The organism is Acidovorax sp. 210-6, assembly GCF_010020825.1.
GTDB classification, from domain to species: domain Bacteria; phylum Pseudomonadota; class Gammaproteobacteria; order Burkholderiales; family Burkholderiaceae_C; genus Simplicispira; species Simplicispira sedimenti.
Window position 1 is genome coordinate 1,009,531 of record NZ_JAACJE010000001.1, and the last position, 25,604, is coordinate 1,035,134.

A 25,604-nucleotide genomic window follows, 5' to 3' on the forward strand; every position below is an offset into this window, starting at 1 on the left:
ACAATTGCAGGACGATGGTTCGTATTGCAGCGCAACGGAGGCAAAACATGGACGCCATCGCACGCAACCCACAACCCGACAATCGCTTTGCCGCACCCCAGGCTGCGGCGGCAGTCAACGCCAGTGCGGCCTACAACCGCAACGCCACGGCGCAGAACGAGCCCGCCGCCGAGCCTGACAACGAAACCACCGTCACCCTGAGTCCACGCGCCCAGGCTCTGGCACAACAGGCGCAGGCAGCATCTTCATCCAATGGGCCGGACGCCGCTGCCGAGGCAGAACGCAACAGCAGCGAGCAGCGCTCCCAGCTCAATGCCCAGGTACGCCGAGCGTATCTGTCCGAGTAAGGCCGGGAGACCATCATGCTTTCCATCGGCAGCAATGCAGCGGTACCCGCGCAGGCACAGATCAAGGTGCAGGCTGCGCGGCGCGAGGCCGACCAGGCCCAGCGCACGGCGCGCACCCTGGAGCAAAGCGCCGAGCAGGCCCAGCGCAGCGCAGACCAGGAACAGGCCCGCGCCGACGGCCTCACCCGCCAGGCGGACGGTGCCAACCGCCGCTCCGATGCCGCCCAGCGCACCCTGGCCGGACTGGAATCCGGCCTGCAGCAACAAAGCCGCTTCAACCCCATCCCCGCCACCGTAGGCCGCCTGGTTGACGCCTTCGCGTGAGAAGGTGTGAACGAACCCGACATGCCTGCTCATTGGCATGTCTGAAGAAAGAGGCGCCGCACAACACCAGGGCTTCCGCGCAAGGGCCGCCAGTATCGTGAAGTTCGGGCGCCGGGAGCGTCCCCCTGCCCGCATCGCGCAGCGATGCGAGAGCGGGGGGAAGGCGCCGCAGGCGCCACAGGGGGTGTTTCTTACTTCGGCAACACGCTGCGAATGGTGTTGGCCAGGTCTTCGGCCACAAACTTGGCCACATAGCCGTTGGCGCCCACGCTGCGTACATGGTCTTCGTTGGCCGAGCCAGACAGGGACGAGTGGATCACCACCGGCAAATCGCTCAGGCGAGCATCCTGCTTGATGTTGCGCGTGAGGCTGAAACCATCCATCTCGGGCATTTCCAGGTCGGTCAGCAGCAGACTGACCTTGTCCAGTATGGTCTTGCCTTCGGCTTCAGCCGCTCTGGCCAGGACGCTGAGCCGATCCCAGGCTTCCTTGCCCGACTTCACCATTTCGTAGGGCGCCTGCAGTGCCTTGAGCTCCTGCTCGATGAGCGAGCGCGCTACAAACGAGTCGTCGGCCGCCAGGATGATGGTGCCGGGTTTGAGCTTCAGTTTGGGGCCCACCTTCTCGGGATCGACCTGGTGCTTTTCTTCCTCGGGCGAAACCATTTGCAGAATGGCCTCCACGTCCAGTACCTGCGCCAGGCGCGTGCCGTCGGTATTGCCGTCCAGTCGCGCGATGCTGGTCACGAGGTTGTGGCCCGCGCCGCTCGACTCGGCCGAAATCACCTGGTTCCAGTCCAGGCGCACGATGTCTTCCACCGACTCCACGGCAAACGCCTGGGTGGTGCGCGCGTATTCGGTCACCAGCATGATGTTCAGGCCCGTGGTGGGCTTGCAACCGACGATGGAGGGCAGGTCCAGCACCGGGATGACCTGGCCGCGCAGGTTCACCACCCCGAGCGAGTGGGGCGTGGCGCCCACGATGGGGGTAATGGCTGGCATGGCCACGATCTCGCGGATCTTGAACACATTGATGCCGAACAGTTCTGACTGGCCCAGGGCGCTATCGGCCCCAAGACGGAACAGCAACAGCTCGAATTTGTTGGAGCCGGTGAGGTTGGTGCGCTCGTCAATATCTTTCTGGACGGACTTCATGGGTGGCCTCTATTGCGCAGAAACTTGCGCCTCCAAATTCTAGAAGCAGAATCGTTCTGTTACAGCAGTATATTTTTTGGGTGTTATCCAAGGCTTGATAGGGTAGTCCCCGTTATTTGTGACCTTGCCGCAGGCGCAGCGCGTTGAATATCACCGACGCCGAACTCAGACTCATGGCAAGCGCCGCAATCAGCGGAGACAGCAACCACCCGGTGAACGGATACAGAACACCGGCGGCGATAGGCACACCCAGGCCGTTGTAGACAAAGGCGAACATCAGGTTCTGGCGCATGTTTCGGACGGTGTCGATGGAGATGTCGCGCGCCGCAGTGATGCCGCGCAAATCGCCTTTCACCAGTGTGACCTGGCCGCTGTTCATGGCCACATCGGTACCGGTGCCCATGGCCACGCCGACATCGGCTTTGGCCAGCGCTGGCGCGTCATTGATGCCATCACCGGCCATGGCAACAATGTGGCCTTCCTTCTGGAGTTTTTCCACCAGCGCTAGCTTGTCGGCTGGCTTGACTTCGCCATGCACTTCGTCGATGCCCAGCCTTGCGCCCACAGCCTTCGCCGTGGTCAGGCCATCACCCGTCGCCATGACGATGCGCAAACCGCTGGCGTGCAAAGTTCGGATGGCCTCCAGCGTTGTCGCCTTGATCGGGTCGGTCACGGCCAGGATGCCTGCCAGTTGGCCATCCACGGCCAGGTGCATCACACTGGCGCCTTCGCTGCGCAAGCGCTCGCCGTCGCTCCTGAGTGCATCGATGGCGACTCCCTCCTGTTCCATCAACGCGGAGTTGCCCAAAACCAGGCGCTTGCCATCGATCGTGCCGCGTACGCCGATGCCGCTGCCTGATTCAAACGCATCGGGTTTGGTCAGCACCAGCCCTTGTGCGCGAGCGGCATTGACGATGGCATCGGCCAGCGGATGTTCGCTGCCCTGGTCCAGGCTGGCAGCCAGCTGCAACACTTCGTCGGGGGTGTGGCCGGGAGCAGCAACCGCTTTTTCAAAAGCGGGTTTGCCTTCGGTCAGGGTGCCGGTCTTGTCCACAATCAAGGTATCGACTTCGCGCATTTTCTCGATGGCCCCCGCATCTCGGAACAGCACGCCCTGTGTTGCTGCCCGACCCGTAGCCACCATCACCGACATGGGCGTAGCCAGGCCCAGCGCACAGGGGCAGGCAATGATCAACACGGCCACTGCGTTGATCAGCCCAAAAACCCAGCTGGGCTCCGGGCCGAACAGCCCCCAAACCAGGAACGTGGCAACTGCGATGAGAACCACCACGACCACAAACTTTCCGGCCACCACATCGGCCATACGCTGCATGGGCGCCTTCGAGCGCTGCGCATTGGCGACCATCTGAACGATCTGAGACAGCATGGTGGCCGCGCCGACCTTCTCGGAGCGCATCACCAAGGCGCCACCAGTGTTCAGCGTGGCGCCGATCACCTTGTCGCCTATGCGTTTGGTCACTGGCACAGGTTCTCCGGTCAGCATCGATTCATCGACAGCGCTGCTGCCCTCGACAACCACACCGTCGACAGGCACTTTCTCGCCGGGGCGGACCCGCAGCAGATCTCCCACATGAACATGGTTCAGCGGCACATCCTCTTCGCTGCCATCCACGTTGATGCGGCGGGCGGTCTTGGGTGCCAGGCCCAGGAGCGCCTTGATCGCCGCAGAGGTTTGCGAACGCGCCTTCAGTTCGATGATCTGGCCCAGCATGGTCAGCGAAATGATGACCACCGCCGCCTCATAGTAAACCGCCACCCGCCCCATGGAGACGAACGAGTCCGGGAATACGTCCGGCGCCAGGGTAGCTACCAGGCTGTAGAGGAAAGCCGCGCCTGTGCCCAGACCGATCAAGGTCCACATGTTGGGACTGCGATGGAGGAGAGACTGCCAGCCCCGCGCGAAGAAAGGCCAGCCCGTCCACAACACGACGGGTAACGACAATGCCAGTTCAACCCATGTCTGCACCTGCATGTCAAACCATCCGAGGCGGTGGCCGAACATCGCAAGAATGGTCACGATGACCGTGAGCGGCAGCGTCCACCAGAAGCGACGCTGGAAGTCCAGCAGTTCGTGGTTGTCTTCCTCGTCGAGGGGAATGATGGGCTCCAGCGTCATGCCGCACTTGGGACAAGTGCCGGGGTGGTCCTGGCGCACCTCGGGGTGCATGGGGCAGGTGTAGATCGTGCTGCCCGGCTCTGGCGGCGTGGTGCCTGGTGCGTTTGCAGGCGCAGGCGCAGGCGCCGCTGGTTGCGCGGAGTGGCTGACATGTTCATGGGAGTGCCCATGGGACACCTCGCTCTTAGGCACCAAATGCATGCCGCACTTTGGACAGCGCCCCGGATGATCCTGACGAACCTCGGGGTGCATGGGGCAGGTGTAGATCGTGCCGCCCGGCCCCGGCTGTGTGGTGCCTGGTGGGTTTGCAGGCACAGGCACCGAAGGGTGCATGGAATGGCTGCGATGGGCATGCGGGTGCCCATGGGACACCTCGCCCTCGGGCACCAAATGCATGTTGCACTTTGGACAGCGCCCCGGGTGATCCTGACGAACCTCAGGGTGCATGGGGCAGGTGTAAACAATGGATGTGTTCGCTTGCATGGTGGATGGCTCCTGACTCGATTTCATGATGAACCCTGTCACGGTGGCAAAGTCAAGGCGGACGGTGCGCATCCACCAAGTGGAATGCACAGGGTTCGAAATGAACAAAACGTAATGTGGTGGTCAGCGTCCTGTGGGTGGCGGCTTCTTACAGTTCACTCGTGCTCTTCGCACAGGCAGGAAATCCAGCCTCACTTTTCATTGCAAGGACTTCAAAATGACCACCAAAACTGTAAAGCTCTCTCTCGCCATTGCCCTTGTCACTTTGTCTGGCTTGTCTCAGGCCACTTCCGCCTGGCACCAAGGGAACGGCGATATTGTTCATTTCACGCCTGAGCACATTGGCCAAAACACGGCCAAGAGTCGAGTCGATCCGAACGTCCATGCCAAGATGCTGCATGGTGATTCGATGACGCCAGAAATCGTGGATAAGACCAATACGGGTGCTCAAACCAGCCAATCTCGCCAGCAGGTGCTGGATGACAAGAACGGACAGCTGAAGAACCTTTACATCAACTAATCGCTTCATTTCCCCTTTCAGCCCGATGCTTGTGCATCGGGCCTATCTTTTTCTGTCGACAGAAAAGTGCTGCGAATGGGCCAGAGGCGCTGGCTCAGTGCTCAAGCGACTTTTGGTACTGCGCGTTGACCTGGTCGTGCCGTGCTTGAATCTCCTTGGGCCACTGTGCCTTGATCCATGAAAGCACGGCATTGATTTCGGAGTCACTCAACACACCGTCGTAAACAGGCATGTTGGTCTGGTAGTCAGGCTGCTGAATCAATTTCGCCAGCCCATATTTGGTGATGGCGAAGAGTTGTGCGTCCGGGTGGTGCCAGGTGTGACCGCTTTCGTCATGCGGCGGGGCAGGTAGGCGGCCATCGGGGCCATGCTCGCGCCAGTTTGGCTGCCCTTCACCACGGGCTCCGTGGCACGCGGCGCAATGCTGGGTGTACAGGCCGGCACCCACATTCACGACATGCGGATCATTGGCGCGCAATTGATCCGGCATCGATTGACTCCGCGAACCCAGCAGAGACGTGCCTGCGGCCATCAGGAATACCGCCAGGAGTCCGCCCAGGCCCAGTTTCCAACCGATTTTTTTCATGAGGGTGCCGGTCATGTCAGCGCTTGCAACAGCATCCAGACTTGACTGCGGCGGTGGGCGGTTGGGGCGCGCCCGGACGCAAGATGCGGGCTGGGTATCCCGCTTCTTCCAGTGCAAGAACCAAAAGATCGTCTGAAAGCGGCTCCATGGTTGCGTCGCCCTTGACGTGTGCAATGCCCGTCTTCCAATCGACGTCGACAGTTTGCACTCCGGCGACGGTACACAAGGCTTGCGTGACACGCGCCGTGCACATGGGGCAAGTCATGCCCGAAATGACCAGATCGGTGGAAGTCATGGTTTACCTCGACAGTTGAAATAGTCCGCTGCGGTCACTTGTCAGCCCAGCCGGGGAACGAAACGCGGTACGCGGCTCGCATACTCTTGCCAGACCAGACCGAAACGCGCAGCGCTCTCACGCTCTTCGGTCAATGCCAGGCGGCCGTACATGAACAAGAGGACAGGAAACATCAACAAGGTGAGGATGGTCGGCCATTGCAACAGGAAACCGAACATGATCAGCACGAACCCGATGTACTGCGGGTGGCGCACCTTGGCGTAAAGGCCTGACTGCGCCAGCTGGCCTTGGCGCTGGGCCGCATATAGCGTCGGCCAGGCTTCGGCCAGGATCCAGAATCCGCCGCCGATGAACAGGTAGCTCAGTATGTGGAACGGGCCCCAATGGGGATCACCACCCCAGCCAAACAAAAGCTCCAAAAGATGCCCGGCGTCATGACTCAAAAAGTCAACCTCCGGGTAATTTTGTCCCAACCAACCTGCCATGAAGTAGATGGTCAGCGGAAAGCCGTACATCTCGACAAACAGCGCGACGATAAATGCCGTGAACGCGCCAAAACTGCGCCAGTCGCGTGCGGTGGTCGGCTTGAAGAAGCTGAAGGCGAACATGGCGAAGACCGCGACGTTGATGGCCACCAGCAGCCACAGGCCGTAGGAGGGTGCTGAGTGATCCATGGTTTTTAGCTCCTGCGCTGGTCGTCGTCCTGCTGCGATGTCCCACCATTCGCGTTCCCGCCATGCCCGCCATGCATGAAAACGTGCATCAACGGACAAAGCAACAAAATCGCGTAGGGCCACCATTGCGACAGGTGGGCGCGATGTTCGGTCCATAGAAAGTAGCCAGCAACAGCCCCGATCACCAGGAGCCCGATGGAATACCGGGAACGCCAAAAGCTCCCATCTTTCTGGGTGTGCTGTCCCGGTATCTGATGAGGGGAGTGGTTGTGGCTCATGTTGACCCCTTACTTGGCCGCAGGTGCCATGGGTGACTGCATGCGATCCATCATCATCTGCATCATGGACTCCATCATTTCCATGCGCATGCCCATCATGCGGTGCGATTCATGCATGTCACACGCCATGGCTTTGCCGCCTTTGGATGCACCCATACCGCCCATGCCGCCCATGCCGCCGGACTGGCCCATCTTCTGCATCATTCCCATGCCGTCCCGCATGGTCTGCATGTGTTCGGCCATCAGCGCGCTGCGTTCCTCGGGCGTTTTGGCATTCATCATCTTTTCATGCATGGCCTTCATGGCCTGCATCTGTTTTTGCATCGCCTGGGGTGGCACCTTGGCGCCCATGTCGGGCGCAGGGGCCACTGCTGCTGGAGCCTCTGGGTGGTGTTCCGTGTGATCCTGCTCATGGTTAGCGGCCAAGGTCGAAGTGCTGGCAAAAGCGAGTGCAGCAGCCAGCGTGAGGGCGCTGAGGGTCTTGTTTGAAATGGATTTGGAATGGGTCATGGTCATATCTCCTGAGGTCGATGGCTGATGAATGAAAACGGAGGGTTTCGATGTCAGTGCTTGTTGTGATCCATATGGGCCTCCTTGGATTTGAGCAGCGGGGTAAAGCGCGCGGTTTCCGGGGGCTGACCCTTGGCCGTGAAGCTGATGATGGCCTTCATGTCGGGGGTGGATGCATAGTTCCCGGTGCCCTTGAGGCGGTTGTCGCCGTCGGGCACCAGTGCCACGCTGGCCTTGCCCTTGGCGGCAAGGATGGTGGCGTTGCCGGTGGCGCCTTGGGTGGGCACTTTTTGCCCCGCGTGGTCGGTGACGTAGACCACCACGGGCTTGTCAGCCGCCTGCGGGGTTGATTTGTCCACCACCAGTTCCAGGTGATAAACACCCGCCATGCGCAACTGGCCGCCATTCGGTGCCTGCTGTGTATCCAGGTAGGCGTCGTCGTGTGCGTGCACGCTCGTGGCACCGGCGGCAAGCACAAAAGCAACAGAAGTCAAAAATCGGGCGTTATTCATGGAGGCTCCTTCGTCTTGAGCCCAGCCTGTCGCTGGGAAGTGGGTTGTTAGAAACTGTCTTGCGATTTTTCCTGGCTGCGCAGCGCCAGCAGGTGCTCCAATGGCTTTTCGCCCCAGCGCCAGAACATCAGCGGCGTCAGCAAGGTGTCGAGCAGCGTGGAGCTGACCAGGCCGCCGAAAATCACCACGGCCACGGGGTGCAGCACTTCCTTGCCGGGGGCATCTGCCGACACCAGCAGCGGCACCAGCGCAAAGGCGGCGACCAGTGCCGTCATCAGCACCGGGGTGAGGCGCTCGAGCGAGCCGCGCACGATGAGCGCTTTGCCAAATTTCTCGCCCTCGAACGCGCACAGGTTGATGTAGTGGCTGATCTTGAGGATGCCGTTGCGCGTCGAGATGCCCGTCAACGTGATGAAGCCCACCAGCGCGGCCACCGACAGCGGCTGGCCCGAGATCCACAGCGCCAGCACACTGCCCACCAGGGCCAGCGGAATATTGCCCATGATGATGAGGGTCAGCACGGTGGATCGGTAGCGGCTGTAGAGCACCAGGAAGATCATGGCCAGCGACACCAGGGCCAGCAGGGCAATCAACCGGGCCGCCTGCTCCTGGGCCTGGAACTGGCCTTCAAGCGCCGTGAAATATCCTTCCGGCATGGGCGCGGCGGCCAACGTGGTGCGGATGTCGCCAATGATGCGCGCCATGTCGCTGCCGTCGGTGTTGGCCGACACCACGATGCGTCGGCGCGCGTTCTCGCGGCTGACCTGGTTGGGGCCTTCGCCGTCTTCGATGGTTGCCAGCAGGGACAGCGGAACCGCCCCCGTGGGGGTTTCGATCAGCAAGCCCTTCAGGGCGTGCAACCCGCGGTCGTCCTCGGGCAGGCGCACCACCAGGTCAAAGCGGCGGTTGCCTTCAACGATCTGGGTGATGCGTTCGCCTTCGATCATCTGTTGCAAGGATCTCAAGACCGCACCGGGTGCGACGCCGTAGCGTGCGGCCTGCTCGTAGTCCAGGTGGATCTTGATCTGCGGAATCAGCACCTGCTTCTCGATCTGCAGGTCGGTGATGCCCGGAATGCGCGACAGCCGGTCGCGCAGGTCGCCTGCCAGACCGCGCAACGTGTCCAGGTCGTCGCCGTACACCTTCAGCGCAATCTGTGCCCGCACGCCCGAGAGCAAGTGGTCCAGGCGGTGCGAAATGGGTTGCCCCACGCTGGTGGCTGCGGGCAGGGTGGCCAGCCGGGCGCGAATGTCCTGCACCACGGCATCTCGGCTGCGCTCGGACGCCTTGAGGTCGATATCCATCTCGGTGTAGTGCACCCCTTCCGCATGTTCGTCCAGTTCGGCGCGGCCGGTTCTGCGGCCCACCTGGGTAACCTCAGGAACTTGCATGGCCAGTTGCTCAGCCAGTGTTCCGATGCGGTTGGACTCTTCCAGCGAGGTGCCGGGGTTGAGCAACACGTTCACCGTGAGCGTGCCTTCGTTGAACGGTGGCAGGAACGACCGGGGAAAGAAGGGCACGCTGGCTGCAACCGCCAGAACCACGACCATTGCAGCCGCCAGCAGGCTGCGCGCGTGATCGAACGAGCCGTTCAGCAAACGTGCATCCCAGCGCTTGAGCCAGGCCGCCAGCGGGCTGTCGCCTGCATGCAGTTGCTTCATGCGCGGCAGCAGGTAGTAGCACAGCACGGGAGTGATGGTGACGGCCACCACCATGCTGGCCAGGATAGACACCACATAGGCAATGCCCAGGGGGGTGAACAAGCGGCCTTCGATGCCCGGCAGGGCAAACAAGGGCACAAACACCAGCACCACGACCAGGGTTGCATAGACGACGCCCGTACGCACCTCGCGGGAGGCGGCGGCAATCACCGTCAGGGCCGGGAGCGGCTGCGGTTTCAGGCGGTTTTCCTTCAGGCGGCGCAGCACGTTTTCGACGTCCACCACCGCGTCGTCCACCAGCTCCCCAATGGCGATGGCCAGCCCCCCCAGCGTCATCGTGTTGATCGACAGGCCGAAATAGTGGAACACCAGCGCGGTGACCATCAGTGACAGCGGAATGGCCACCAGAGAGATGACCGTGGTGCGCACATTCAGCAAGAACAGGAATAGCACGACCGCCACCATAATGGCGCCATCGCGCAGGGCTTCCTGGACGTTGCCCACCGATCGCTCAATGAAATCGGCCTGCTTGAACAAAAATTGGGGCGTTTCAATGCCCTGTGGCAGGGCCTTGTTCAAGGTGGCCATGGCCTGCTCAACCGCCTGGGTGAGTGCCACGCTGTCAGCGCCGGGCTGCTTTTGCACCGACAAAATCACCGCTGGATGGCCCTTGTAACTGGCATCGCCGCGCTTGACTGCCGGGGCCAGCCGAACCTCGGCCACCTGGTGCAGCAAAATCGGCTGGGTATTTTTCACCCCCACCACCACGCTGCGCAGGTCTTCCATGCGGCTGGTACGGCCCACCTGCCGGATCAGGTATTCACGGCCCTGCGCCTGCAAGAAGCCACCGCTGGTGTTGGCGCCGAAGTCGCGCAGCGCTGCGTCTACTTTTTCCCGTTCAATGCCCAGGGCCTGCAGCCTTGCCGGATCAATCTCCACCCGGTATTGGCGCACCTCTCCGCCGATGGGCGTGACCTGGGCGATGCCCGGGATGGTGAGCAGCCGGGGGCGAACCACCCAGTCGGCATATTCGCGCACCTGCATCGGGCTGACCTTGGCGGGGTCGGCGGGCAGGGCGATCAGCAGAATCTCGCCCATGATGGAAGAAATCGGCCCCATCTGCGGCACGATGCCTTCGGGCAGCTGTTCGCGCACCAGGTTCAGGCGCTCGGCAATCTGCTGGCGGTTGCGGTAGATGTCGGAGCCCCACTCGAACTCGACATACACGATCGACAGCCCCACGCCGGAGACCGAGCGCACACGGGTCACCCCGGGCATGCCGTTCATGCCCGACTCGATGGGAAAGCTCACCAGTTGTTCAACCTCTTCGGGCGCCATGCCGCCGGCTTCGGTCATCAGCGTGACGGTGGGCTTGTTCAGGTCGGGAAAGACATCGACCGGCATCTGCCGCAGGGTCAGCGCGCCGTAGACCACCAGAAACAGCGACAGGCCCAGCACCATCAGGCGCTGGCGCAGGCTCGTATGGATGATGAAATCAAACATGTTCAGCGCACCTGTGCCAGCAGGCTCGCGCCCTGGGTGACCACGCGCTCCCCGGCGGCAATGCCGGAGGTGACAGCGGTGCTTTCCGCGCTCAGCGCCTGCGCGCGCACTGTGCGGCGTTCAAATTTCTCTGCCGTCGTATGCACCCAGACAGCCTGATCGCCCCCGCCAGCGCGCACCACGGCCGCCTGCGGAACAGCGGCGCCCTTGTGCGTCTGCCGTGTGGTGGCGATCACTTTGACCGACTGGCCCACCGCCAGTGCATGCTGGTCCGACGGAATGCGGAACTGCAGTACCCAGGCCTGCTCACGCAACTGCCTTCCGCTGCCGACAAATTGCAGTTCGGTGCTGGCGCCTGCCACACTGGTGCTGGCCGCTGTAACACCCTGGGCCAGGGCGGGGTCGTAGGCCAGTGCCTCCACGGTCAGCTGTGCGGGGTTGACCACCTCGAACAGCGTTTCTCGCGCATCGACCACCTGTCCGGCCATGACATGCACCGCGCTGACCACGCCCGACACCGGTGCACGCAGCGGCTCCGGCGCCTGCAGACTGGCCTGCAAGGCCTGCCTACGCTGGCGCAGTGCCTCTGATTCAAGCCGCGCGGCATCAATGGCCGACTGCGGCACGGCGCCCTTGAGCTGGGCGTATCGATCGGCCTTGCGCTGGGCGATGGCTTGTTGTGCATCCAGGTCGGCCAGCTGGGCCTGCAGGCCGCCGCGTTCGGTGTTGGACACAGTGGGCCGCACATACGCCAGCACTTGCCCTTTGCGGACCAGCTGGCCCAGGGTGGGCAAACCCTGGGCCGGTGCTTCGATACGCCCCGGCTGGGTGGATTGCACGCGCCCTCCGGCGTTGGCATCGGCCACCACCTTGCCTTGCAGCTCGACTGAGGTGGGCAGATCACGGATGTCTGCCCGCACGGTGCGCAAGCCCCATTGCCTCTGGATGGCCTTGGGGATGAACAGGCTGCCGTCGGCCAGGCGCTGGGGGGCCGTGGTGCCTGTGGCGGGCAGGGGCGCTGCGGCGGGGCCGTGGTCGTGGTCTTCGCCACCGTGGGCGAAGGCTGCACCATGCAAAGCCAGCAGGCATGCGGCTACCAGGTGGGAAAAATGGGAGGATGTCATACGGTGGACCCAGGGGTGATTGCACGGGGGCGACGGCGCAGGGCCACGAGGCCCGCGCCCGAGAGCAGCAAGGTGCCACCCAGGCCCCAGGCCATCCAGGGTTCGGTTCTCAAGCCGGTCGCGGTAGCCGGGGTGGCAGCGGCTGGGGTGGGCACCTCCAGCGTGGCGCTCAGAAGATCGGCGGTGTCTTCAGTTTCGATGGTGATGGTCAGCGGGTGCTTGCCCGCCTGGCCGAGCGTGCCCTGGGCCATCCAGTACACGCCGGGAGACGATTGCGTGGCCTTGGCCTGCATGGTGCCGGTGTCCACTTCCACCTGTGCGCCTTCGACAGGTTCATTGGTGTCGAAGCGGTCGATGTGCAGCACCAGCCGATCCTGCGCCAGTGTGGCCACCAGTTCGAAGGCATCGGTCTGGGCTTCGGCGCGAGGGCCTTGCGCGGCCATGGGCACAGCAGCGACGACGGGATTTGGCTCGCTGTGGTCTTCATCGCCATGGGCCAGGGCAGGCAGGGCCGCAGCAGCCAGGGCGGTGCCCAGCAAAAGGTTTCGCAGGTTGTTCATTTCGGAAGGACTCCCAAGGTTTGGAGCATGCGGGACCGGGCGGCCATCAGGGCCACCTGCTGCTGGCCCACCAGGGCCTGGGCCTCGAGTGCGTCGGAGCGCGCGCGCAGCAGGGCGGTGAGGTCGGTCTCGCCGAGGGCAAAGGCTTTTTCTGCCAGTTGGAGCGTGTCGGTGTCCAGGGCCAGGCGCTCCTGCGCCTGCTTCCACTGGCGTTCCGTGGTTTCCAGGTGGCGGCGGGCCAGGGCAGCATCAAGCGCCAGCGTGCGTTCCACCTGGTCTATTTCTGCCTGGGCCTGCGCCAGCTCGGCCAATGCGGCCGACTGGGCCTGGCGCACCAGCGGCTCGGACGACAGCGGAATGGTCAGCTTGACCCCCAGGGTGTTTGCATACGGTTGTCCAGCCGCGCCGCGGTCGCGCACCATGCGCAAGGCCAGCTCGGGTGACGCACGGCGTGTGGTGTCTGCCGACCGCACCCGTGCCTGCGCCTGGGCGAGGGTGGCCGACGCAGCGGCACGCAGGGGGTGCTCCTGGCCGGGGGCGTCCTGAACAGCGGGAGGCTCCGGGTCCAGTTGCACGGGTGCGGCGGTGCCGGTCAGCGCGCGAAAAGCCTGCTCGGCCTGCAACAGGGCTGCGTCGCTATCGGCCAGGGCACCCTGGGCGGCGAGCACTTCGCGCTGGGCCAGATTGGCGTCGATGCGCGCCAGTTCACCCGCCCGGTAGCGGCGCTGCACATTCACCAGGAGGGCCTGGGCGGTGTCCACGCGCTGCTGTGCCTGTGCACGGGTCTGGCGTGCAGCCGCCACGGCCCACCAGGCCGTGCGCAGCTCGCCCGCCAGTTGCAGGCGCAGCGCATGCTGTTGCGCCACGACCTGCGCCTGGCCGCTGGCAGCCTCGGCGCTTTGCGCCGCTTTCTGGCCGGGCAGCCACAGCGGAACGGCCATTTCGACCTCCCATTCGCGCTGGCCCTGGTTGGCGTGAAAGCGGTCACTCACTGCGCCCAGCGACACCGTCGCCGGGCCAGGCGTCAGGCCGTTGGCTGCTTCGATGTTGGCTGCGGCTTGCGCGTTGCGTGCGCTGCCCGCCTGGGCCTGGGGGTGCAGCAGCCAAGCCTGCTCCAGGGCCTGGGCCAGTGTTTGTGCGGCGGCTGGTGTAGTGGCCAGTACGAAGGTCAGCAACCATCCCGTGAATCGGCCCGGTCTTCTGTATCGCAAGGGGTGTGAGAGCATGGTCCGCATGGTGCTGCGTGCCCCCCGACGGGCAGATTTCCGGAAGATTACAAATCTGTCATCTACGTGCGTGGCCGCGGTGAGGCAGGCACAATCCGGCGCAGAGCCCTGTCGCAGCACCGCGCCCATGAAAATCCTCATCGTTGAAGACGAGCCCAAGACGGGCGACTACCTCCAGCAGGGTCTGGCGGAGTCGGGCTTTGTGGTCGATCTGGCGCGCAATGGTGTGGACGGTTTGCACCTGGCGGTCACCGGCGACCACGACCTGCTGGTGCTCGACGTGATGCTGCCCGGCCTCAACGGCTGGCAGGTGCTGGAGACTTTGCGCCGCAGCGGCAAGGAGATACCGGTGCTTTTTTTGACCGCGCGCGACCAGGTAGAGGATCGTGTCAGGGGCCTGGAGCTGGGGGCTGACGACTACCTGGTCAAGCCGTTCGCGTTCTCGGAGTTTCTGGCGCGTGTGCGCACCCTGCTGCGCCGGGGCCGAAGCGGCATGGAATCCACCGCGCTGCGCGCCGCCGACCTGGAACTGGACCTGTTGCGCCGCCGCGTGGTACGCGGTGGGCAGCGCATCGACCTGACCGCCAAGGAGTTTGCGCTGCTGGAGCTGCTGATGCGCCGTCAGGGCGAGGTGCTGCCGCGCTCGCTGATCGCCTCGCAGGTCTGGGACATGAATTTCGACAGCGACACCAACGTCATCGAGGTGGCCATGCGCCGCCTGCGCGCCAAGGTGGACGATGCCTTCGAGCCCAAGCTCATCCGCACCGTGCGTGGCATGGGCTACGTGCTGGAGGCTCCGTGATCGCACGTCTTTCGCTGACGGCGCGGCTCACGCTGCTGTTCACCCTGGGTTCGGTCGCCGTGCTGCTGGCTTTGGGCGGGCTGGTCGGGAGGGCGATCGAACGCCACTTCGAGGATCTGGACCGTGCTGAACTCACGGGCAAGCTGCAGCATGCCCAACACCTCATTGCGCAGGTGGATTCCCTGGCACAACTCGAACGCCTGTCCGCGCCGCTGGGGGATGCATTCCTGGCGCACCATGACTTGGTAGTGCGAGTTCTCGGGCCAGACCAGCAGGTCTTGCTGGCGACGCCCGATGCGCAGTGGCCACCGCAGTTGCCGGTGCTGGCCACAGAGCTGGCCTTGGCGCCGCTGTGGACATGGGCGCAGGACGGAAAGAACTACCGGGGTCTGGCGGCAACGTTCCCAACGGCCATGGGTACGCAGGTGCAGGTGGCCATGGCCATCGACAGCGAACACCACGATGCCTTCCTGCGCGCCTTTCAGCGCAGCCTGTGGCTGTTTGTGGCTTGCGCGGCCTTGCTCATGGGGCTGCTGGGTTGGTTTGCCGCGCGCCGGGGCCTTGCGCCGCTGCGCTCCATGCGTGAACAGGCGGCCGGGGTGACGGCACACAGCCTGGACCGGCGCCTGCCCGCGCAGGCCGTGCCTGCCGAGCTGGCCGACCTCGCCGCCACCCTGAACGAAATGCTCGAGCGCCTGGAAGAGGCCTTCCGGCGCCTGTCCGATTTTTCCTCTGACCTGGCCCATGAGCTGCGCACCCCCATCAGCAACCTGATGATGCAGACGCAGGTGGCGCTGAGCCGCCCGCGCGATGCCGATAGCTACCGTGCCACCCTGGAATCGAACGCTGAAGAGTTTGAACGCCTGGCGCGCATGATTGCCGACATGCTGTTTCTGGCCAAGGCCGAGAACGGTCTGGCCATCGTGCATGGCGAGCCGGTGGATCTGGCGCGCGAGGTGCGCGACCTGTTTGACTTTTACGAGGCGCTGGCCGACGAGCGGCGCATCGCTTTGGTGCTCACGGGTGACGGCATGGTGCAGGGTGACCGGCTCATGCTGCGCAGGGCGCTGAACAACCTGTTGTCCAATGCTCTGCGCCACACTCCGCCGGGAGGCCGGGTGACGGTGGCCATCGTGCGCCAGGAAGGCCCGTTGTTGCTGCAGGTGGAAAACACGGGCGAGACAATTCCCGCGCAGCATCTGGACCGCTTGTTTGAGCGCTTCTACCGTGTGGATCCTGCGCGCCAGCATGCCGCAGGCGAAGGCACAGGGCTGGGTCTTGCCATCACACAGGCCATCCTGCGCGCACACCAGGGCGAGGTGTCCGCCGCGTCGGCCGGTGGACGGACCGTATTCACCCTGCGCTTTCCCTACTGATTCAAACCGCCCGGGCGCAGGGGCGTTCGGCAATGCGGTCGCGCCAGGCCTGCAGGTGCGGCATGTCCTCGGCGCCAGGGACAAACTTCATCAATCCGCGGGCGAACTCCAGCGCGCAGAAGGCGGTGATGTCGGCAATGGTGAAGCGCTCGCCCGCCACATAGGGTTGCTGCGCCAGCGTGTCGTCCAGCCAGCGCGCAGCCTCGCGCATCTTGAGGCCTTCGCTCTGGCCGTAGTCGGGGAACTGGGGCTGCTCCAGCACCGCCAGGCCGGGGTGCGTGTGGCGAATGCAGTGGCCAATGCGCGCAAACAGGTACCACTCCACGCGCCGGTCGGCCATCTCGATGAAGGCGCGTTCCTCGAAGTCCTGGCCCATGAGGTTGGGCTCGGGGTAGCGCCCCTCCAGCCAGGTGCAGATAGCGCGGGTCTCGGTCAGGATGCGGCCGTCGTCCAGCTCCAGCGCGGGAACGGTGGCCAGCGGGCTCTTGGTGCGAAAGGCTTGCGCCTTGTGCTCTTGCGCGTTCAGGTCCACGGGCACCAGCGCGATGCCGGTGATGCCTTTTTCGGCCATGAACATGGTCACGCGGCGTGGGTTGGGGGCGCGGGGGGCGGTGTAGAGCTGCATTGCGGGTCTCCGGAACGGTTTCAGACGCCCGATGGGCGCGACTGGCCCATCTCCACCATCTTGCGCGCTTCCTCGGCAAACTGGCGTTCCTTTTCCTCGCGGTCGGGACCGTTCTCGCGCATGGAGGGCGGCATGAGGATGCCTTTTTGAACGGCGGGGCGCGCGCGGATGGCCTCCACCCAGCGCTGCAAGTGGGGCAGGTCGTCGATCGGCACGCCCGACCAGCGGTGCGTGCGCACCCAGGCCCAGTTGGCGATGTCGGCGATGGAATAGTCGCCCGCCAGGTATTCGTGCTGCTGCAGGTGGGTGTCGAGCACGCGGAACAGGCGCTTGGATTCGCCCTGGTAGCGGTCGATGGCGGGCTGGATCTTCTCGGCGAAGTAGCGGAAGAACACGTTGGCCTGGCCCATCATGGGGCCAATGCCACCCATCTGGAACATGAGCCACTGCACCACGCGCGAGCGGCCCTTGGCATCCTGGGGCAGGAGGCGCCCGGTCTTCTCGGCCAGGTACATCAGGATGGCGCCGGACTCGAACACCGCGAAGTCCTCTGCGTCGCGGTCCACGATGGCTGGAATGCGTCCGTTGGGGTTGATGGCCAGGAACCAGGGCTCCTTCTGGACCCCGCGCGCGAGGTCGAGCACATGCAACTCGTAGGGCAGGCCCAGTTCCTCCAGCGCGATGGAGACCTTGTGCCCGTTGGGCGTGGCGGCGGTGTAGAGGTCGATCATGCGGGCCATTATGCGCAGCCGGGCGCAGGCCTGCTGTCGCCAGGGTTCAGGCCGCCAGGGCCTGCGGCAGCCGCGCCCGCATGCCCGCCGCCAGGGGCTCCAGCATGGCGCGGGTGGGGCCGTCGTGCGCTGCGCAGGCCAGACCCAGATGGCGCTCGAAGGCGATGGGCCCCGCTTCCAGCGGGCGCACGACCGTGCGGCGCGCATGGTGCGCGTGCGATGCCGGAACGATGGCCAGGCCCAGCCCCAGCTCCACCATGTGCAGCAGGAGTTCTTCGCGGGCCGCGCTGGCGCGCACGTCCGGCACCACGCCGCGCTCGGCCAGCAGCCGCGCGAACGACTGCTGCTGCGGGCAATAGGGCCGCTCGATCAGGGGCATGCCCTGCAGGTCGTCCCAGGCAAAGCCTTTGCGAAAGCGCAGCGGGTGCGATTCGGGGACAAGCATCACATAGGGCTCGCGCCACAGCGGCACAAAGACGTCGGTGGCGCGCTTGCAGCTTTCGGCCACCAGGCCCAGTTGCGCCTCTTCCATGGACGCCGTGAGCCGCAGGGTGGCGCCGGGCAGGTGCTGGTCGAGCAGCGCGATCAGCGGCGCGGCGGTGTGTACGAGCACGTCGTCCTGCAGGTACAGGCCCAGGGTGGCGCGCGGGCTGTCGCGGAAATCGCGCACCATGGCCGTGGACTGGGCCAGCAGGCTGCAGGCGCGCGGGTACAGGCGCTCGCCCGCCGGGGTGGGCGCCAGGCCGCTGCGGCTGCGCTCGAACAGCACTGTGCCCAGGGCCTCCTCCAGCCCCTTGATGGCCATGCTGATGGAGGGCTGGGCCACGAAACAGCGGCGTGCCGCCGCCGTGACGGACCGCTCCTCGAAGGCGGCGACGAAGTAGCCCAGGGCGCGCAGGTCGACCAGCATGGCGGGTGCTGTCAGGCTGCGCCCGCGGGCTCGGCGGAGAGGGGGGTGATGGTGGCGACGGTCTCGCGGAAGTAGTCCAGCAGGCCGTCCCGCGAATGGCTCACGATCCAGGTCTGGCTCTCCACATCGCGCTGCTGCAGGCCGTAGTGGAATCGCTGGTGGAACTGCGTGAGCACCCAGTTATCGCCCAGTGCCTGGCTGTGCGCGCGCAGGATGCGTGTGCCCTGCGGAAAGATCTCTGTCGCCAGGCGCTGCAGCACCGCCAGCACGCCGGCCTTGCCCTGGGCCTGCTGCCAGGCCACGTCGGCGTCGTCGCGGTAGTGGTCGATGCGGAAATCCACGTCGTCGGCGATGTGCGCGAGCAGCCGGGGCACGTCGCCCTGGGCGAAGGCGGACAGCACGTGGTCGATGGCGTGGAGGGCGGGGGCGGGGTGGGTCATGGCAAGGCTCCTGTGAAAAGCCGCGACTGTAGGGAGCGGCTTGCCATCGGTAAATTATTTTATTTGTTCTAGTTGGAAATAAAAAATTGATGGTTCAGGACGATACGCCGGGCAGCGTCCGCAGGTAGCCCTGCAAGGCCTCGATGGCCTGGCGCACCTTGGCGGGCTGGGCGTCGCGCTGCGGGGTGACGGCCCAGATGTCCAGCGTGCCGAACGACCACTGCGGCAGCAGCCGCACCAGGCGCCCGGCCTGCAGGGCCTCCTGCACGTCCATGCTGCCCATCAGCGCCAGGCCCAGGCCGGCCTCGCACATCTGCTGGATCGAGAGCTGGTTGTTGCTGGCGATGCGCGGCTGCACCACCAGGCCGCGCGCCGTGCCCGCCGGGCCCTGCAGCTCCAGCCGCAGGCCCGTGCCCTCGCGGGAAAAGCCCAGCCAATCCTGGGCGTGCAGCGCGTCGGGGTCGAGCGGCGCGGCGTGGCGCGCCAGCCAGTCGGGGCTGGCGCACAGCCACCATTGCATGGCGCACAGGCGCCGCGCGGCCCAGGTGGAGTCCGCCAGGCGGCCAAAGCGCAGCGCCAGGTCGATGCGCGACTGGATCAGGTCGATGGGCGCATCGTCCACCAGCAGCCGCAGGCGCAGTGCGGGGTGGCGTGCCAGCATGTCGCCCAGGGCCGGGGCGATATGGCGGGCAAAACCCACGGTGGCCGAGAGGCGCAGCTCGCCGCTGGGCGCGGCGTGTGCCGCGGCCAGCTCGGCGCGCGCCTGCTCGGCCGCCGCGCACAGGGCTGCGCAGTGCGTGTGGTAGCGCTCGCCCGCCTCGGTCAGCACGAGCTTGCGCGTGGAGCGGTGCAGCAGGGTGACGCCACCGGTGCGCTCCAGCAGGCGCACCTGCTGGCTCACGGCAGAGGTGCTCATGCCCAGGGCACGCGCCGCACCGCTCATCGATCCGTGCTGCACCACGCTGGCGAACACGGCCATGCGCCGCAGGTCATCCATGGGTGTCTCCTGGCTTGATTGTGAAGTAGGGCTTCATTGTGAAGGCTATTTTCACCCTCTACCGCAATGATTGTGCAGTTCGTAAGCTTGCGGCATCGCAACTTTGGAACCAGGAGAACCCCCATGAACATCGCTCTGATCGGCGCCACCGGTTTTGTCGGATCGGCCGTGCTCCAGGAATTGCTGCAGCGCGGCCACCGCGTGACGGCGTTGGCCCGCAACCCGGCCAAGCTCGCCCCGCGGGAAGGCCTGACGGTGCGCGAGGCCGATGCCCAGGATGCCGCCCAGGTGGCGCGCGCCGTGGCCGGGCACGATGCCGTGGTCAGCGCCTACAACCCAGGCTGGGACAACCCGCGCATCCACGACGAGTTCTTGCTCGGCACCCGCGCCATCATCGATGGCACCAAGCAGGCAGGCCTGCGCCGCATTCTGGTGGTGGGTGGTGCAGGCAGCCTGTTCGTGGCGCCCGGCGTGCAACTCGTGGACACGCCCCAGTTCCCGGCCGAATGGAAGCAGGGCGCACTGGCCGCGCGTGAGGCGCTGAACTGGATCCGGGCCGAAGACACGCTGGACTGGACCTTCCTGTCGCCCGCCATCCTGCTGCAGCCGGGCGAGCGCACGGGGCAGTACCGGCTAGGGACGGAATCACCCCTGATGGCCGGCGAGCAGCCCGGCACCATCAGCGTGGCCGACCTGGCCGTGGCCATCGTGGATGAGCTGCAGACGCCGCGCCATGTGCGCCAGCGCTTCACCGTGGCGTATTGATCTCAGGTTCTCAGGCGGCTGGCCGTGGCAGGCGCTGCAGCGCAGGCGCTGCGCTGGGGTGCTGGGGTGCTGGGAGCTTGCGTCGGAAGACAGCTTGAACACGGCCACGGCGCGCACCAGTTCGCGCGCCTGGCCGCTGAGGCTGCCCGCCGCCGCCGCCATCTGCTCCACCAGCGCGGCGTTCTGCTGCGTGGCCTGGTCCATTTGCGTTACCGCTTCGCCCACTTGCGATACGCCCGCGCTTTGTTCGCTGCTGGCGGCGCTGATCTCTCCCATGATGTCGGTCACACGCCGGATGGCGTTGACCACTTCGGTCATGGCTTCTCCGGCCTTCTCTGCCTGGATGTTGCCTTGCTCCACGCGCTCCACGCTGGCGCTGATCAGGCTCTTGATTTCCTTGGCCGCTTCGGCGCTGCGCCCGGCCAGGCTGCGCACTTCGCTGGCCACCACGGCAAAGCCTCGGCCTTGCTCGCCCGCGCGGGCGGCTTCCACGGCCGCGTTGAGCGCCAGGATGTTGGTCTGGAAGGCGATGCCGTCGATCACGCCGATGATGTCGGCGATCTTGTTGCTGGCGGTGCTGATGCCTTTCATGGTCTCCACCACCTGGGACACCACTTCGCCGCCCTGCACCGCCACGGTGGAGGCGTTGACGGCCATCTGGTTGGCCTGGCGGGCGTTGTCGGCATTGGCCTTGACGGTGGAGTTCAGTTCCTCCATCGAGGCCGATGTTTCTTCCAGTGCGCTCGCCTGGCTTTCCGTGCGGGCCGAGAGATCCTGGTTGCCCTGGGCGATCTGCGTGCTGGCCGAGGCCACCATGTTGGCGTTCTGGCGCACGTTGTGCACCACCTGGGAGAGGCTGCCCTGCATGGCATACAGGGCGTTGAGCAGTAGCGCGATTTCGTCCTTGCCCTGGCTCGCCGTGGCCACCGTCAGGTCACCCCCAGCCACGGCCTGGGACACCTGCACCGCGCGGTCCAGCGGCTGGGTCACGGTGCGGCTGAAGAGCACTGCGGCGATGATGCCTGCCGCGCAGACGATGAGCATGACGGCCAGGCTCATCACCGTGGCGTTGCGTGCGCGTTCGGCGGCTTTGTCTGCGGTGGCGGCTGCGGCCTTCTGGATCAGTTCGCCCGCCTGGTCCAACAGCTTGGCGGGCTCGCGGTCCATGCCTTTGACGGCCTGGTCGCCTGCCTGCGGGTCTTGCCCGGCGCTGTGGAAGGCCTCCAGGCCCTTGCGGTAGTCGGTGCCCATGCGCTGGTGCGCCTGGGCAAACTGCTGCACCCGCTCGCGTGCGTCCCCTGCGGGCAGGCCCTTCAGCAGCTGGGCGGCTTGGGTTTGGATGGCGGCTTCTTCCTTTTCAAAGGCCGCCCAGTAGCGCTTGAGTTGTTCGGCATCCTTGCCGCGCAGCAGCACGTTCTTCCACTCCTGCACCTGCACCTTGAAGGCGACCAACATGCTGGCAGCGGCGCGCTAGTGGTCCACACTGGCGGCCACTTCGGTTTCGTAGGTGGTGAGGGCCTGGTTGAGTCACGCAATGCCAAACAGCGCGGCGGCCAGCAGAAGCAGCAGGGCTGCCGTGAACACCAGGGGGAGCTTGAGGCGCAGCTTCATGGCGATCTCTCCGAACGATGTGTGGGGGCAGGTCGTGGCAGGGCCTTTCGAGGCCCTTGAGCGCTGCGGGTGCGCTCCAGTTATGGGGGCGCGTTATCGCCTGGTGCTCCGCACAAACCCGATGGCCTGGTCCGGGCTCAGGCAGCGTCTTCGATCACCGGCTCGCAGCGCACCTCGCAGCGCACGGAGTTGGCGATGAAGCATTCCTCGTGTGCGCGGTGGTGCAGGGTGTGGATGGCCTCGGTGGTGGGGCGCAGGTGGCCGCTGAAGTGCACCTGCGGGCGCAGGGTGACCTCGGAAAAAGCAAACTTGCCCGCGATGTTCTGTGCCATGGTGCCGCTGGCGCGGTCTTCGTAGCGGTCCACGCAGTAGCCTTCGCGGGCCGCCAGGGACAGGAACCACAGCATGTGGCAACTGGAGATCGAGGCGATGAAGGCCTCTTCCGGGTCCACCGCCGCCGGGTCGGACCAGGGCAGGGGCACCACGTGGGGGGATGAGGAGCCAGGCACCTCCAGGCCACCATCGAAGCGCAGCCAGTGGCGGCGGCTGTAGCGCTGGTCCACAAAGGCTTGGTCGCCGCGTTCCCAGACCACCTGGGCTTCGTAGTTGGCCATGAAAGGCTCCTTTGCTATAAAAATAATAGCTGTTGGCGCAATGAATATGAGCGCTGGAGCCCGTTTTGTATCACACCACCCCTTGGGCCTGCAACTGGGCGATGCGCTGTGCGTCCAGCCCCAGTTCGCGCAGCACCTCGTGGGTGTGCTGGCCCAGCGCGGGCGGGGCGTTGCGCAGCACAGGCGGCGTGGCGGACAGGCGCAGCGGGCTGGCCACGCCGGTGATGTGCTGCACGCCGTCGGCGGCTTCGCCCTGCGGCCAGCGCGGCAGGGTCACAGCCAGCCCACGTGCCTTGACCTGGGCATCGTCAAAGGCCTGGGCCACGGTGTTGATGGGGCCGCAGGGCACGGCCTTGTCTTCGAGCAGTGCAATCCAGTCGGCGGTGGTGCGCGTGCGCGTGACCGCCTGCATGGCCGGGATGAGGTCTGCGCGGTGCTGCACGCGCAGCGTGTTGGTGGCAAAGCGCGGGTCTTGCGCCCAGGCGCCCTGGCCGGCGGCGGCGCAAAAGCGCTGGAACTGCCCGTCGTTGCCAATGGCCAGCAGCATGCTGCCGTCCAGCGTAGGGAAGTCCTGGTACGGCGCCAGGCTGGGGTGGGTGTTGCCTTGGCGCACGGGTGCCACGCCGGTGGCCAGGTAGCCTGCGGCCTGGTTGGCGAGCACGGCCATGCCCACGTCGATCAGGGCCATGTCGATGTGCTGGCCCTGGCCGGTGCCGGTGGCGGCGTTGTCGCGCACATGCAGCGCGGCCAGGATGGCGTTGCTGGCATACAGGCCGGTGAACAGGTCGATCACCGCGACGCCCACGCGCTGTGGGCCGCCGCCGGGCTCGCCATCGGCGCGGCCAGTGATGTCCATCAACCCGGTCATGGCCTGCACCATGAGGTCGTAGCCCGCGCGCTCAGCGTAGGGGCCGTCCTGCCCGAAGCCGGTGATGGAGCAATAGATGAGGCGCGGGTTGAGCGTGCGCAGGCTCTCATGGTCCAGCCCGTACTGCTTCAGGCCGCCGACCTTGAAGTTCTCCACCACCACATCGGCCTGCTGCGCCATCTGGCGGATGAGCGCCTGGCCCTCGGGCGTGGCCATGTCGATGGTGACCGAGCGCTTGTTGCGGTTGCAGGCCGTGTAGTAGGCGGCCTGGCGGGTGTCGTTGCCGTCCGCGTCCTTCAGGAAGGGCGGGCCCCAGTGGCGCGTGTCGTCGCCTGCGCCGGGGCGCTCGACCTTGACCACATCGGCGCCCAGGTCGGCCAGGAGTTGCGTGCACCAGGGGCCAGCGAGCACGCGCGAGAGGTCGAGCACCTTGATGCCTGCGAGGGCGCCTGGTGAGGGAGAGGGGGTGGTCATGAAGTACTATAAATTTGATAGCTGGTAGCGCTTGTCCATAAAGCGCTAGAGGCCTAAAACACTTGAAATGCGCGGCGATGCACCCTGGAGGCTCCCTCTCCCCTCGCGGGAGAGGGTGGGGGAGATGAGGCACACCGCATGCGCCGCCACCCCCTCTCCCCCGGCCCCTCTCCCGCGAGGGGAGAGGGGAGTTCTGAAGTTCTGATTGCCGCAGCTGGCAGCGGGGAGCGAGGGGCCCGCTGTCTCAGTTGGAAAACGCCGCAATGCCCGTCTGCGCCCGCCCCAGGATCAGCGCGTGCACATCGTGCGTGCCTTCGTAGGTGTTCACCACCTCCAGGTTCACCAGGTGGCGCGCCACGCCGAACTCGTCGCTGATGCCGTTGCCGCCCATCATGTCGCGCGCCAGGCGGGCAATGTCCAGCGCCTTGCCGCAGCTGTTGCGCTTGATGATGGAGGTGCCTTCCACGCTGGCTGTGCCCGCGTCCTTCATGCGGCCGAACTGCAGGCAGGCCTGCAGGCCGATGGCGATCTCGGTCTGCATGTCGGCCAGCTTCTTCTGGATGAGCTGGTTGGCGGCAAGAGGCCGGCCGAACTGCTTGCGGTCCAGCGTGTACTGGCGCGCGGTGTGCCAGCAGAACTCGGCCGCGCCCAGCGCGCCCCAGGCGATGCCGTAGCGGGCGCTGTTCAGGCAGGTGAAGGGGCCCTTGAGTCCCTGCACCTCGGGGAAGGCGTTCTCTTCGGGCACGAACACGTCGTCCATGACGATCTCGCCGGTGACGGAGGCGCGCAGGCCCACCTTGCCGTGGATGGCGGGGGCGGTGAGGCCCTTCCAGCCCTTTTCCAGCACGAAGCCGCGGATGGGGCCCACGGCACCGCCTTCGGATACTTCCTTGGCCCACACCACGAACACGTCGGCCACGGGGCTGTTGGTGATCCACATCTTGCTGCCCTTGAGCTTGTAGCCGCCATCGACCTTGTAGGCGCGCGTGGCCATGCTGCCGGGGTCGGAGCCGTGGTCGGGCTCGGTCAGGCCGAAGCAGCCAATCCACTCGCCGCTGGCGAGCTTGGGCAGGTATTTCTGCTTCTGCGCCTCGGTGCCGAATTCATGGATGGGCACCATCACCAGCGAGCTTTGCACGCTGGCCATGGAGCGGTAGCCCGAGTCCACGCGCTCGACCTCGCGGGCGATCAGGCCGTAGGCCACGTAGTTCAGGCCGGGGCCGCCGTACTGCTCGGGGATGGTGGGGCCGAGCAGGCCCACTTCGCCCATCTCGCGGAAGATGGTGGTGTCCATCTTCTCGTGGCGGAAGGCGTCGAGCACGCGCGGGGCCAGCTTGTCCTGGCAGTAGGCGGCGGCGGCGTCGCGGATCGCGCGCTCGTCGTCAGTCAGTTGTTGGCTCAGGAGGAAAGGATCGTCCCATTGAAAAGCGGCGTGGGCCATGTGCGTGTCTCCGGTGGTGTGGGTTGCGGGGGGGTGAAAGCCATTTCACATGCCAA

26 protein-coding genes and 1 pseudogene are annotated in these 25,604 nt (G+C 65.4%); 6 read left to right on the forward strand and 21 right to left on the reverse strand.

All coding sequences use genetic code 11. The annotated features are described in order from the left end of the window. Positions 1-47: 47 nt before the first annotated feature. Complete coding sequence (locus GWK50_RS04720; protein WP_162015537.1) at positions 48-347, forward strand: hypothetical protein; 300 nt, start codon at positions 48-50, stop codon at positions 345-347. 15 nt (positions 348-362) lie between these two features. Beyond that, complete coding sequence (locus tag GWK50_RS04725) at positions 363-671, forward strand: hypothetical protein (RefSeq protein ID WP_162015538.1); 309 nt, start codon at positions 363-365, stop codon at positions 669-671. Between the two features lie 191 nt (positions 672-862). On the opposite strand, the gene GWK50_RS04730 is transcribed toward GWK50_RS04725, so the two are convergent. Both GWK50_RS04730 and GWK50_RS04735 read right to left on the reverse strand, forming a co-directional pair. After that, a complete protein-coding gene (locus tag GWK50_RS04730; protein WP_162015539.1) occupies positions 863-1,825 on the reverse strand; it encodes a chemotaxis protein in 963 nt (320 codons plus the stop codon). A gap of 112 nt (positions 1,826-1,937) precedes the next feature. Next, positions 1,938-4,214, reverse strand: a complete 2,277-nt coding sequence (locus GWK50_RS04735) for a copper-translocating P-type ATPase (RefSeq protein ID WP_242455452.1) — start codon at positions 4,212-4,214, stop codon at positions 1,938-1,940. Between the two features lie 448 nt (positions 4,215-4,662). On the opposite strand from GWK50_RS04735, the gene GWK50_RS04740 reads away from it, so the two are divergent. Further along, positions 4,663-4,965, forward strand: a complete 303-nt coding sequence (locus GWK50_RS04740; RefSeq protein ID WP_162015541.1) for a hypothetical protein — start codon at positions 4,663-4,665, stop codon at positions 4,963-4,965. 94 nt (positions 4,966-5,059) lie between these two features. Here GWK50_RS04740 and GWK50_RS04745 read toward each other — a convergent pair whose 3' ends face one another. From GWK50_RS04745 to GWK50_RS04790, 10 genes are read right to left on the reverse strand one after another with little or no spacing between them, the layout of a single operon-like run. Further along, complete coding sequence (locus GWK50_RS04745) at positions 5,060-5,566, reverse strand: cytochrome c (RefSeq protein WP_162015542.1); 507 nt, start codon at positions 5,564-5,566, stop codon at positions 5,060-5,062. Between the two features lies 1 nt (position 5,567). After that, a complete protein-coding gene (locus GWK50_RS04750; protein ID WP_162015543.1) occupies positions 5,568-5,846 on the reverse strand; it encodes a heavy-metal-associated domain-containing protein in 279 nt (92 codons plus the stop codon). A 41-nt stretch (positions 5,847-5,887) separates the two neighbouring features. Then, entirely contained in the window at positions 5,888-6,520 is a 633-nt protein-coding gene (locus tag GWK50_RS04755) for an isoprenylcysteine carboxylmethyltransferase family protein (RefSeq protein WP_162015544.1), read from the reverse strand. 5 nt (positions 6,521-6,525) lie between these two features. After that, a complete protein-coding gene (locus GWK50_RS04760; RefSeq protein ID WP_162015545.1) occupies positions 6,526-6,798 on the reverse strand; it encodes a DUF2933 domain-containing protein in 273 nt (90 codons plus the stop codon). Positions 6,799-6,807: 9 nt separating this feature from the next. Further along, positions 6,808-7,308 (reverse strand): hypothetical protein, encoded by a 501-nt coding sequence (locus GWK50_RS04765; RefSeq protein ID WP_162015546.1) that lies wholly within the window; start codon positions 7,306-7,308, stop codon positions 6,808-6,810. A gap of 53 nt (positions 7,309-7,361) precedes the next feature. After that, a complete protein-coding gene (locus tag GWK50_RS04770) occupies positions 7,362-7,820 on the reverse strand; it encodes a hypothetical protein (RefSeq protein WP_162015547.1) in 459 nt (152 codons plus the stop codon). A 47-nt stretch (positions 7,821-7,867) separates the two neighbouring features. Then, the gene (locus GWK50_RS04775; RefSeq protein WP_162015548.1) at positions 7,868-10,984 is read right to left on the reverse strand and encodes an efflux RND transporter permease subunit; all 3,117 of its coding nucleotides are present in this window, start codon (positions 10,982-10,984) and stop codon (positions 7,868-7,870) included. A 2-nt stretch (positions 10,985-10,986) separates the two neighbouring features. Continuing rightward, entirely contained in the window at positions 10,987-12,108 is a 1,122-nt protein-coding gene (locus GWK50_RS04780; protein WP_162015549.1) for an efflux RND transporter periplasmic adaptor subunit, read from the reverse strand. After that, positions 12,105-12,668 (reverse strand): hypothetical protein, encoded by a 564-nt coding sequence (locus GWK50_RS04785; protein ID WP_162015550.1) that lies wholly within the window; start codon positions 12,666-12,668, stop codon positions 12,105-12,107. The genes GWK50_RS04780 and GWK50_RS04785 overlap by 4 nt, the downstream gene beginning before the upstream one ends. Continuing rightward, entirely contained in the window at positions 12,665-13,843 is a 1,179-nt protein-coding gene (locus tag GWK50_RS04790; RefSeq protein WP_162015551.1) for a TolC family protein, read from the reverse strand. The genes GWK50_RS04785 and GWK50_RS04790 overlap by 4 nt, the downstream gene beginning before the upstream one ends. A gap of 178 nt (positions 13,844-14,021) precedes the next feature. Here GWK50_RS04790 and GWK50_RS04795 point away from each other — a divergent pair, with 178 nt between their 5' ends. Together GWK50_RS04795 and GWK50_RS04800 are read left to right on the forward strand one after the other, a co-directional pair. Beyond that, positions 14,022-14,696: a heavy metal response regulator transcription factor gene (locus tag GWK50_RS04795; RefSeq protein ID WP_162015552.1), complete on the forward strand. Its 675-nt coding sequence runs from the start codon at positions 14,022-14,024 to the stop codon at positions 14,694-14,696. Then, entirely contained in the window at positions 14,693-16,072 is a 1,380-nt protein-coding gene (locus tag GWK50_RS04800) for a heavy metal sensor histidine kinase (protein ID WP_197904975.1), read from the forward strand. The genes GWK50_RS04795 and GWK50_RS04800 overlap by 4 nt, the downstream gene beginning before the upstream one ends. Before the next feature lies 1 nt (position 16,073). On the opposite strand, the gene GWK50_RS04805 is transcribed toward GWK50_RS04800, so the two are convergent. The 5 genes from GWK50_RS04805 to GWK50_RS04825 all read right to left on the reverse strand — a co-directional run bounded on the left by GWK50_RS04805 (position 16,074) and on the right by GWK50_RS04825 (position 19,775). Next, entirely contained in the window at positions 16,074-16,697 is a 624-nt protein-coding gene (locus GWK50_RS04805; protein ID WP_162015553.1) for a glutathione S-transferase family protein, read from the reverse strand. Positions 16,698-16,717: 20 nt separating this feature from the next. Beyond that, complete coding sequence (locus tag GWK50_RS04810; RefSeq protein WP_162015554.1) at positions 16,718-17,428, reverse strand: glutathione S-transferase N-terminal domain-containing protein; 711 nt, start codon at positions 17,426-17,428, stop codon at positions 16,718-16,720. Positions 17,429-17,474: 46 nt separating this feature from the next. Further along, the gene (locus GWK50_RS04815; protein ID WP_162015555.1) at positions 17,475-18,338 is read right to left on the reverse strand and encodes a LysR family transcriptional regulator; all 864 of its coding nucleotides are present in this window, start codon (positions 18,336-18,338) and stop codon (positions 17,475-17,477) included. Between the two features lie 11 nt (positions 18,339-18,349). After that, complete coding sequence (locus GWK50_RS04820) at positions 18,350-18,778, reverse strand: hypothetical protein (protein WP_162015556.1); 429 nt, start codon at positions 18,776-18,778, stop codon at positions 18,350-18,352. A 94-nt stretch (positions 18,779-18,872) separates the two neighbouring features. Next, positions 18,873-19,775 (reverse strand): LysR family transcriptional regulator, encoded by a 903-nt coding sequence (locus tag GWK50_RS04825; RefSeq protein WP_162015557.1) that lies wholly within the window; start codon positions 19,773-19,775, stop codon positions 18,873-18,875. Between the two features lie 123 nt (positions 19,776-19,898). Here GWK50_RS04825 and GWK50_RS04830 point away from each other — a divergent pair, with 123 nt between their 5' ends. After that, positions 19,899-20,540: an NAD(P)-dependent oxidoreductase gene (locus GWK50_RS04830; RefSeq protein WP_162015558.1), complete on the forward strand. Its 642-nt coding sequence runs from the start codon at positions 19,899-19,901 to the stop codon at positions 20,538-20,540. On the opposite strand, the pseudogene GWK50_RS04835 reads toward GWK50_RS04830, so the two are convergent. From GWK50_RS04835 to GWK50_RS04850, 4 genes and pseudogenes are all read right to left on the reverse strand, one after another. Beyond that, a pseudogene (locus GWK50_RS04835) lies at positions 20,421-22,151 on the reverse strand (methyl-accepting chemotaxis protein). The gene GWK50_RS04830 and the pseudogene GWK50_RS04835 sit on opposite strands and share 120 nt — an antisense overlap. Before the next feature lie 137 nt (positions 22,152-22,288). Further along, positions 22,289-22,765, reverse strand: a complete 477-nt coding sequence (locus GWK50_RS04840) for an OsmC family protein (protein WP_162015559.1) — start codon at positions 22,763-22,765, stop codon at positions 22,289-22,291. 70 nt (positions 22,766-22,835) lie between these two features. Beyond that, positions 22,836-24,107, reverse strand: coding sequence for a CaiB/BaiF CoA-transferase family protein (locus GWK50_RS04845; protein ID WP_162015560.1), 1,272 nt, complete (start codon positions 24,105-24,107; stop codon positions 22,836-22,838). 244 nt (positions 24,108-24,351) lie between these two features. Next, positions 24,352-25,548 (reverse strand): acyl-CoA dehydrogenase, encoded by a 1,197-nt coding sequence (locus GWK50_RS04850; RefSeq protein WP_162015561.1) that lies wholly within the window; start codon positions 25,546-25,548, stop codon positions 24,352-24,354. Between the last annotated feature and the right edge of the window lie 56 nt (positions 25,549-25,604).

Bases quoted from the DNA above. Each gene is read 5' to 3' on its own strand.
- GWK50_RS04745 (WP_162015542.1), bottom strand. From the start codon at position 5,566: ATGACCGGCACCCTCATGAAAAAAATCGGTTGGAAACTGGGCCTGGGC.
- GWK50_RS04760 (WP_162015545.1), bottom strand. From the start codon at position 6,798: ATGAGCCACAACCACTCCCCTCATCAGATACCGGGACAGCACACCCAG.
- GWK50_RS04785 (WP_162015550.1), bottom strand. From the start codon at position 12,668: ATGAACAACCTGCGAAACCTTTTGCTGGGCACCGCCCTGGCTGCTGCG.
- GWK50_RS04810 (WP_162015554.1), bottom strand. From the start codon at position 17,428: ATGATCGACCTCTACACCGCCGCCACGCCCAACGGGCACAAGGTCTCC.
- GWK50_RS04755 (WP_162015544.1), bottom strand. From the start codon at position 6,520: ATGGATCACTCAGCACCCTCCTACGGCCTGTGGCTGCTGGTGGCCATC.
- GWK50_RS04825 (WP_162015557.1), bottom strand. From the start codon at position 19,775: ATGGATGACCTGCGGCGCATGGCCGTGTTCGCCAGCGTGGTGCAGCAC.
- GWK50_RS04845 (WP_162015560.1), bottom strand. From the start codon at position 24,107: ATGACCACCCCCTCTCCCTCACCAGGCGCCCTCGCAGGCATCAAGGTG.
- GWK50_RS04815 (WP_162015555.1), bottom strand. From the start codon at position 18,338: ATGCTGGTCGACCTGCGCGCCCTGGGCTACTTCGTCGCCGCCTTCGAG.
- GWK50_RS04735 (WP_242455452.1), bottom strand. From the start codon at position 4,214: ATGCACCCCGAGGTTCGTCAGGATCATCCGGGGCGCTGTCCAAAGTGC.
- GWK50_RS04725 (WP_162015538.1), top strand. From the start codon at position 363: ATGCTTTCCATCGGCAGCAATGCAGCGGTACCCGCGCAGGCACAGATC.
- GWK50_RS04850 (WP_162015561.1), bottom strand. From the start codon at position 25,548: ATGGCCCACGCCGCTTTTCAATGGGACGATCCTTTCCTCCTGAGCCAA.
- GWK50_RS04780 (WP_162015549.1), bottom strand. From the start codon at position 12,108: ATGACATCCTCCCATTTTTCCCACCTGGTAGCCGCATGCCTGCTGGCT.
- GWK50_RS04820 (WP_162015556.1), bottom strand. From the start codon at position 18,778: ATGACCCACCCCGCCCCCGCCCTCCACGCCATCGACCACGTGCTGTCC.
- GWK50_RS04830 (WP_162015558.1), top strand. From the start codon at position 19,899: ATGAACATCGCTCTGATCGGCGCCACCGGTTTTGTCGGATCGGCCGTG.
- GWK50_RS04720 (WP_162015537.1), top strand. From the start codon at position 48: ATGGACGCCATCGCACGCAACCCACAACCCGACAATCGCTTTGCCGCA.
- GWK50_RS04770 (WP_162015547.1), bottom strand. From the start codon at position 7,820: ATGAATAACGCCCGATTTTTGACTTCTGTTGCTTTTGTGCTTGCCGCC.
- GWK50_RS04840 (WP_162015559.1), bottom strand. From the start codon at position 22,765: ATGGCCAACTACGAAGCCCAGGTGGTCTGGGAACGCGGCGACCAAGCC.
- GWK50_RS04740 (WP_162015541.1), top strand. From the start codon at position 4,663: ATGACCACCAAAACTGTAAAGCTCTCTCTCGCCATTGCCCTTGTCACT.
- GWK50_RS04750 (WP_162015543.1), bottom strand. From the start codon at position 5,846: ATGACTTCCACCGATCTGGTCATTTCGGGCATGACTTGCCCCATGTGC.
- GWK50_RS04765 (WP_162015546.1), bottom strand. From the start codon at position 7,308: ATGACCCATTCCAAATCCATTTCAAACAAGACCCTCAGCGCCCTCACG.
- GWK50_RS04795 (WP_162015552.1), top strand. From the start codon at position 14,022: ATGAAAATCCTCATCGTTGAAGACGAGCCCAAGACGGGCGACTACCTC.
- GWK50_RS04775 (WP_162015548.1), bottom strand. From the start codon at position 10,984: ATGTTTGATTTCATCATCCATACGAGCCTGCGCCAGCGCCTGATGGTG.
- GWK50_RS04730 (WP_162015539.1), bottom strand. From the start codon at position 1,825: ATGAAGTCCGTCCAGAAAGATATTGACGAGCGCACCAACCTCACCGGC.
- GWK50_RS04805 (WP_162015553.1), bottom strand. From the start codon at position 16,697: ATGCAGCTCTACACCGCCCCCCGCGCCCCCAACCCACGCCGCGTGACC.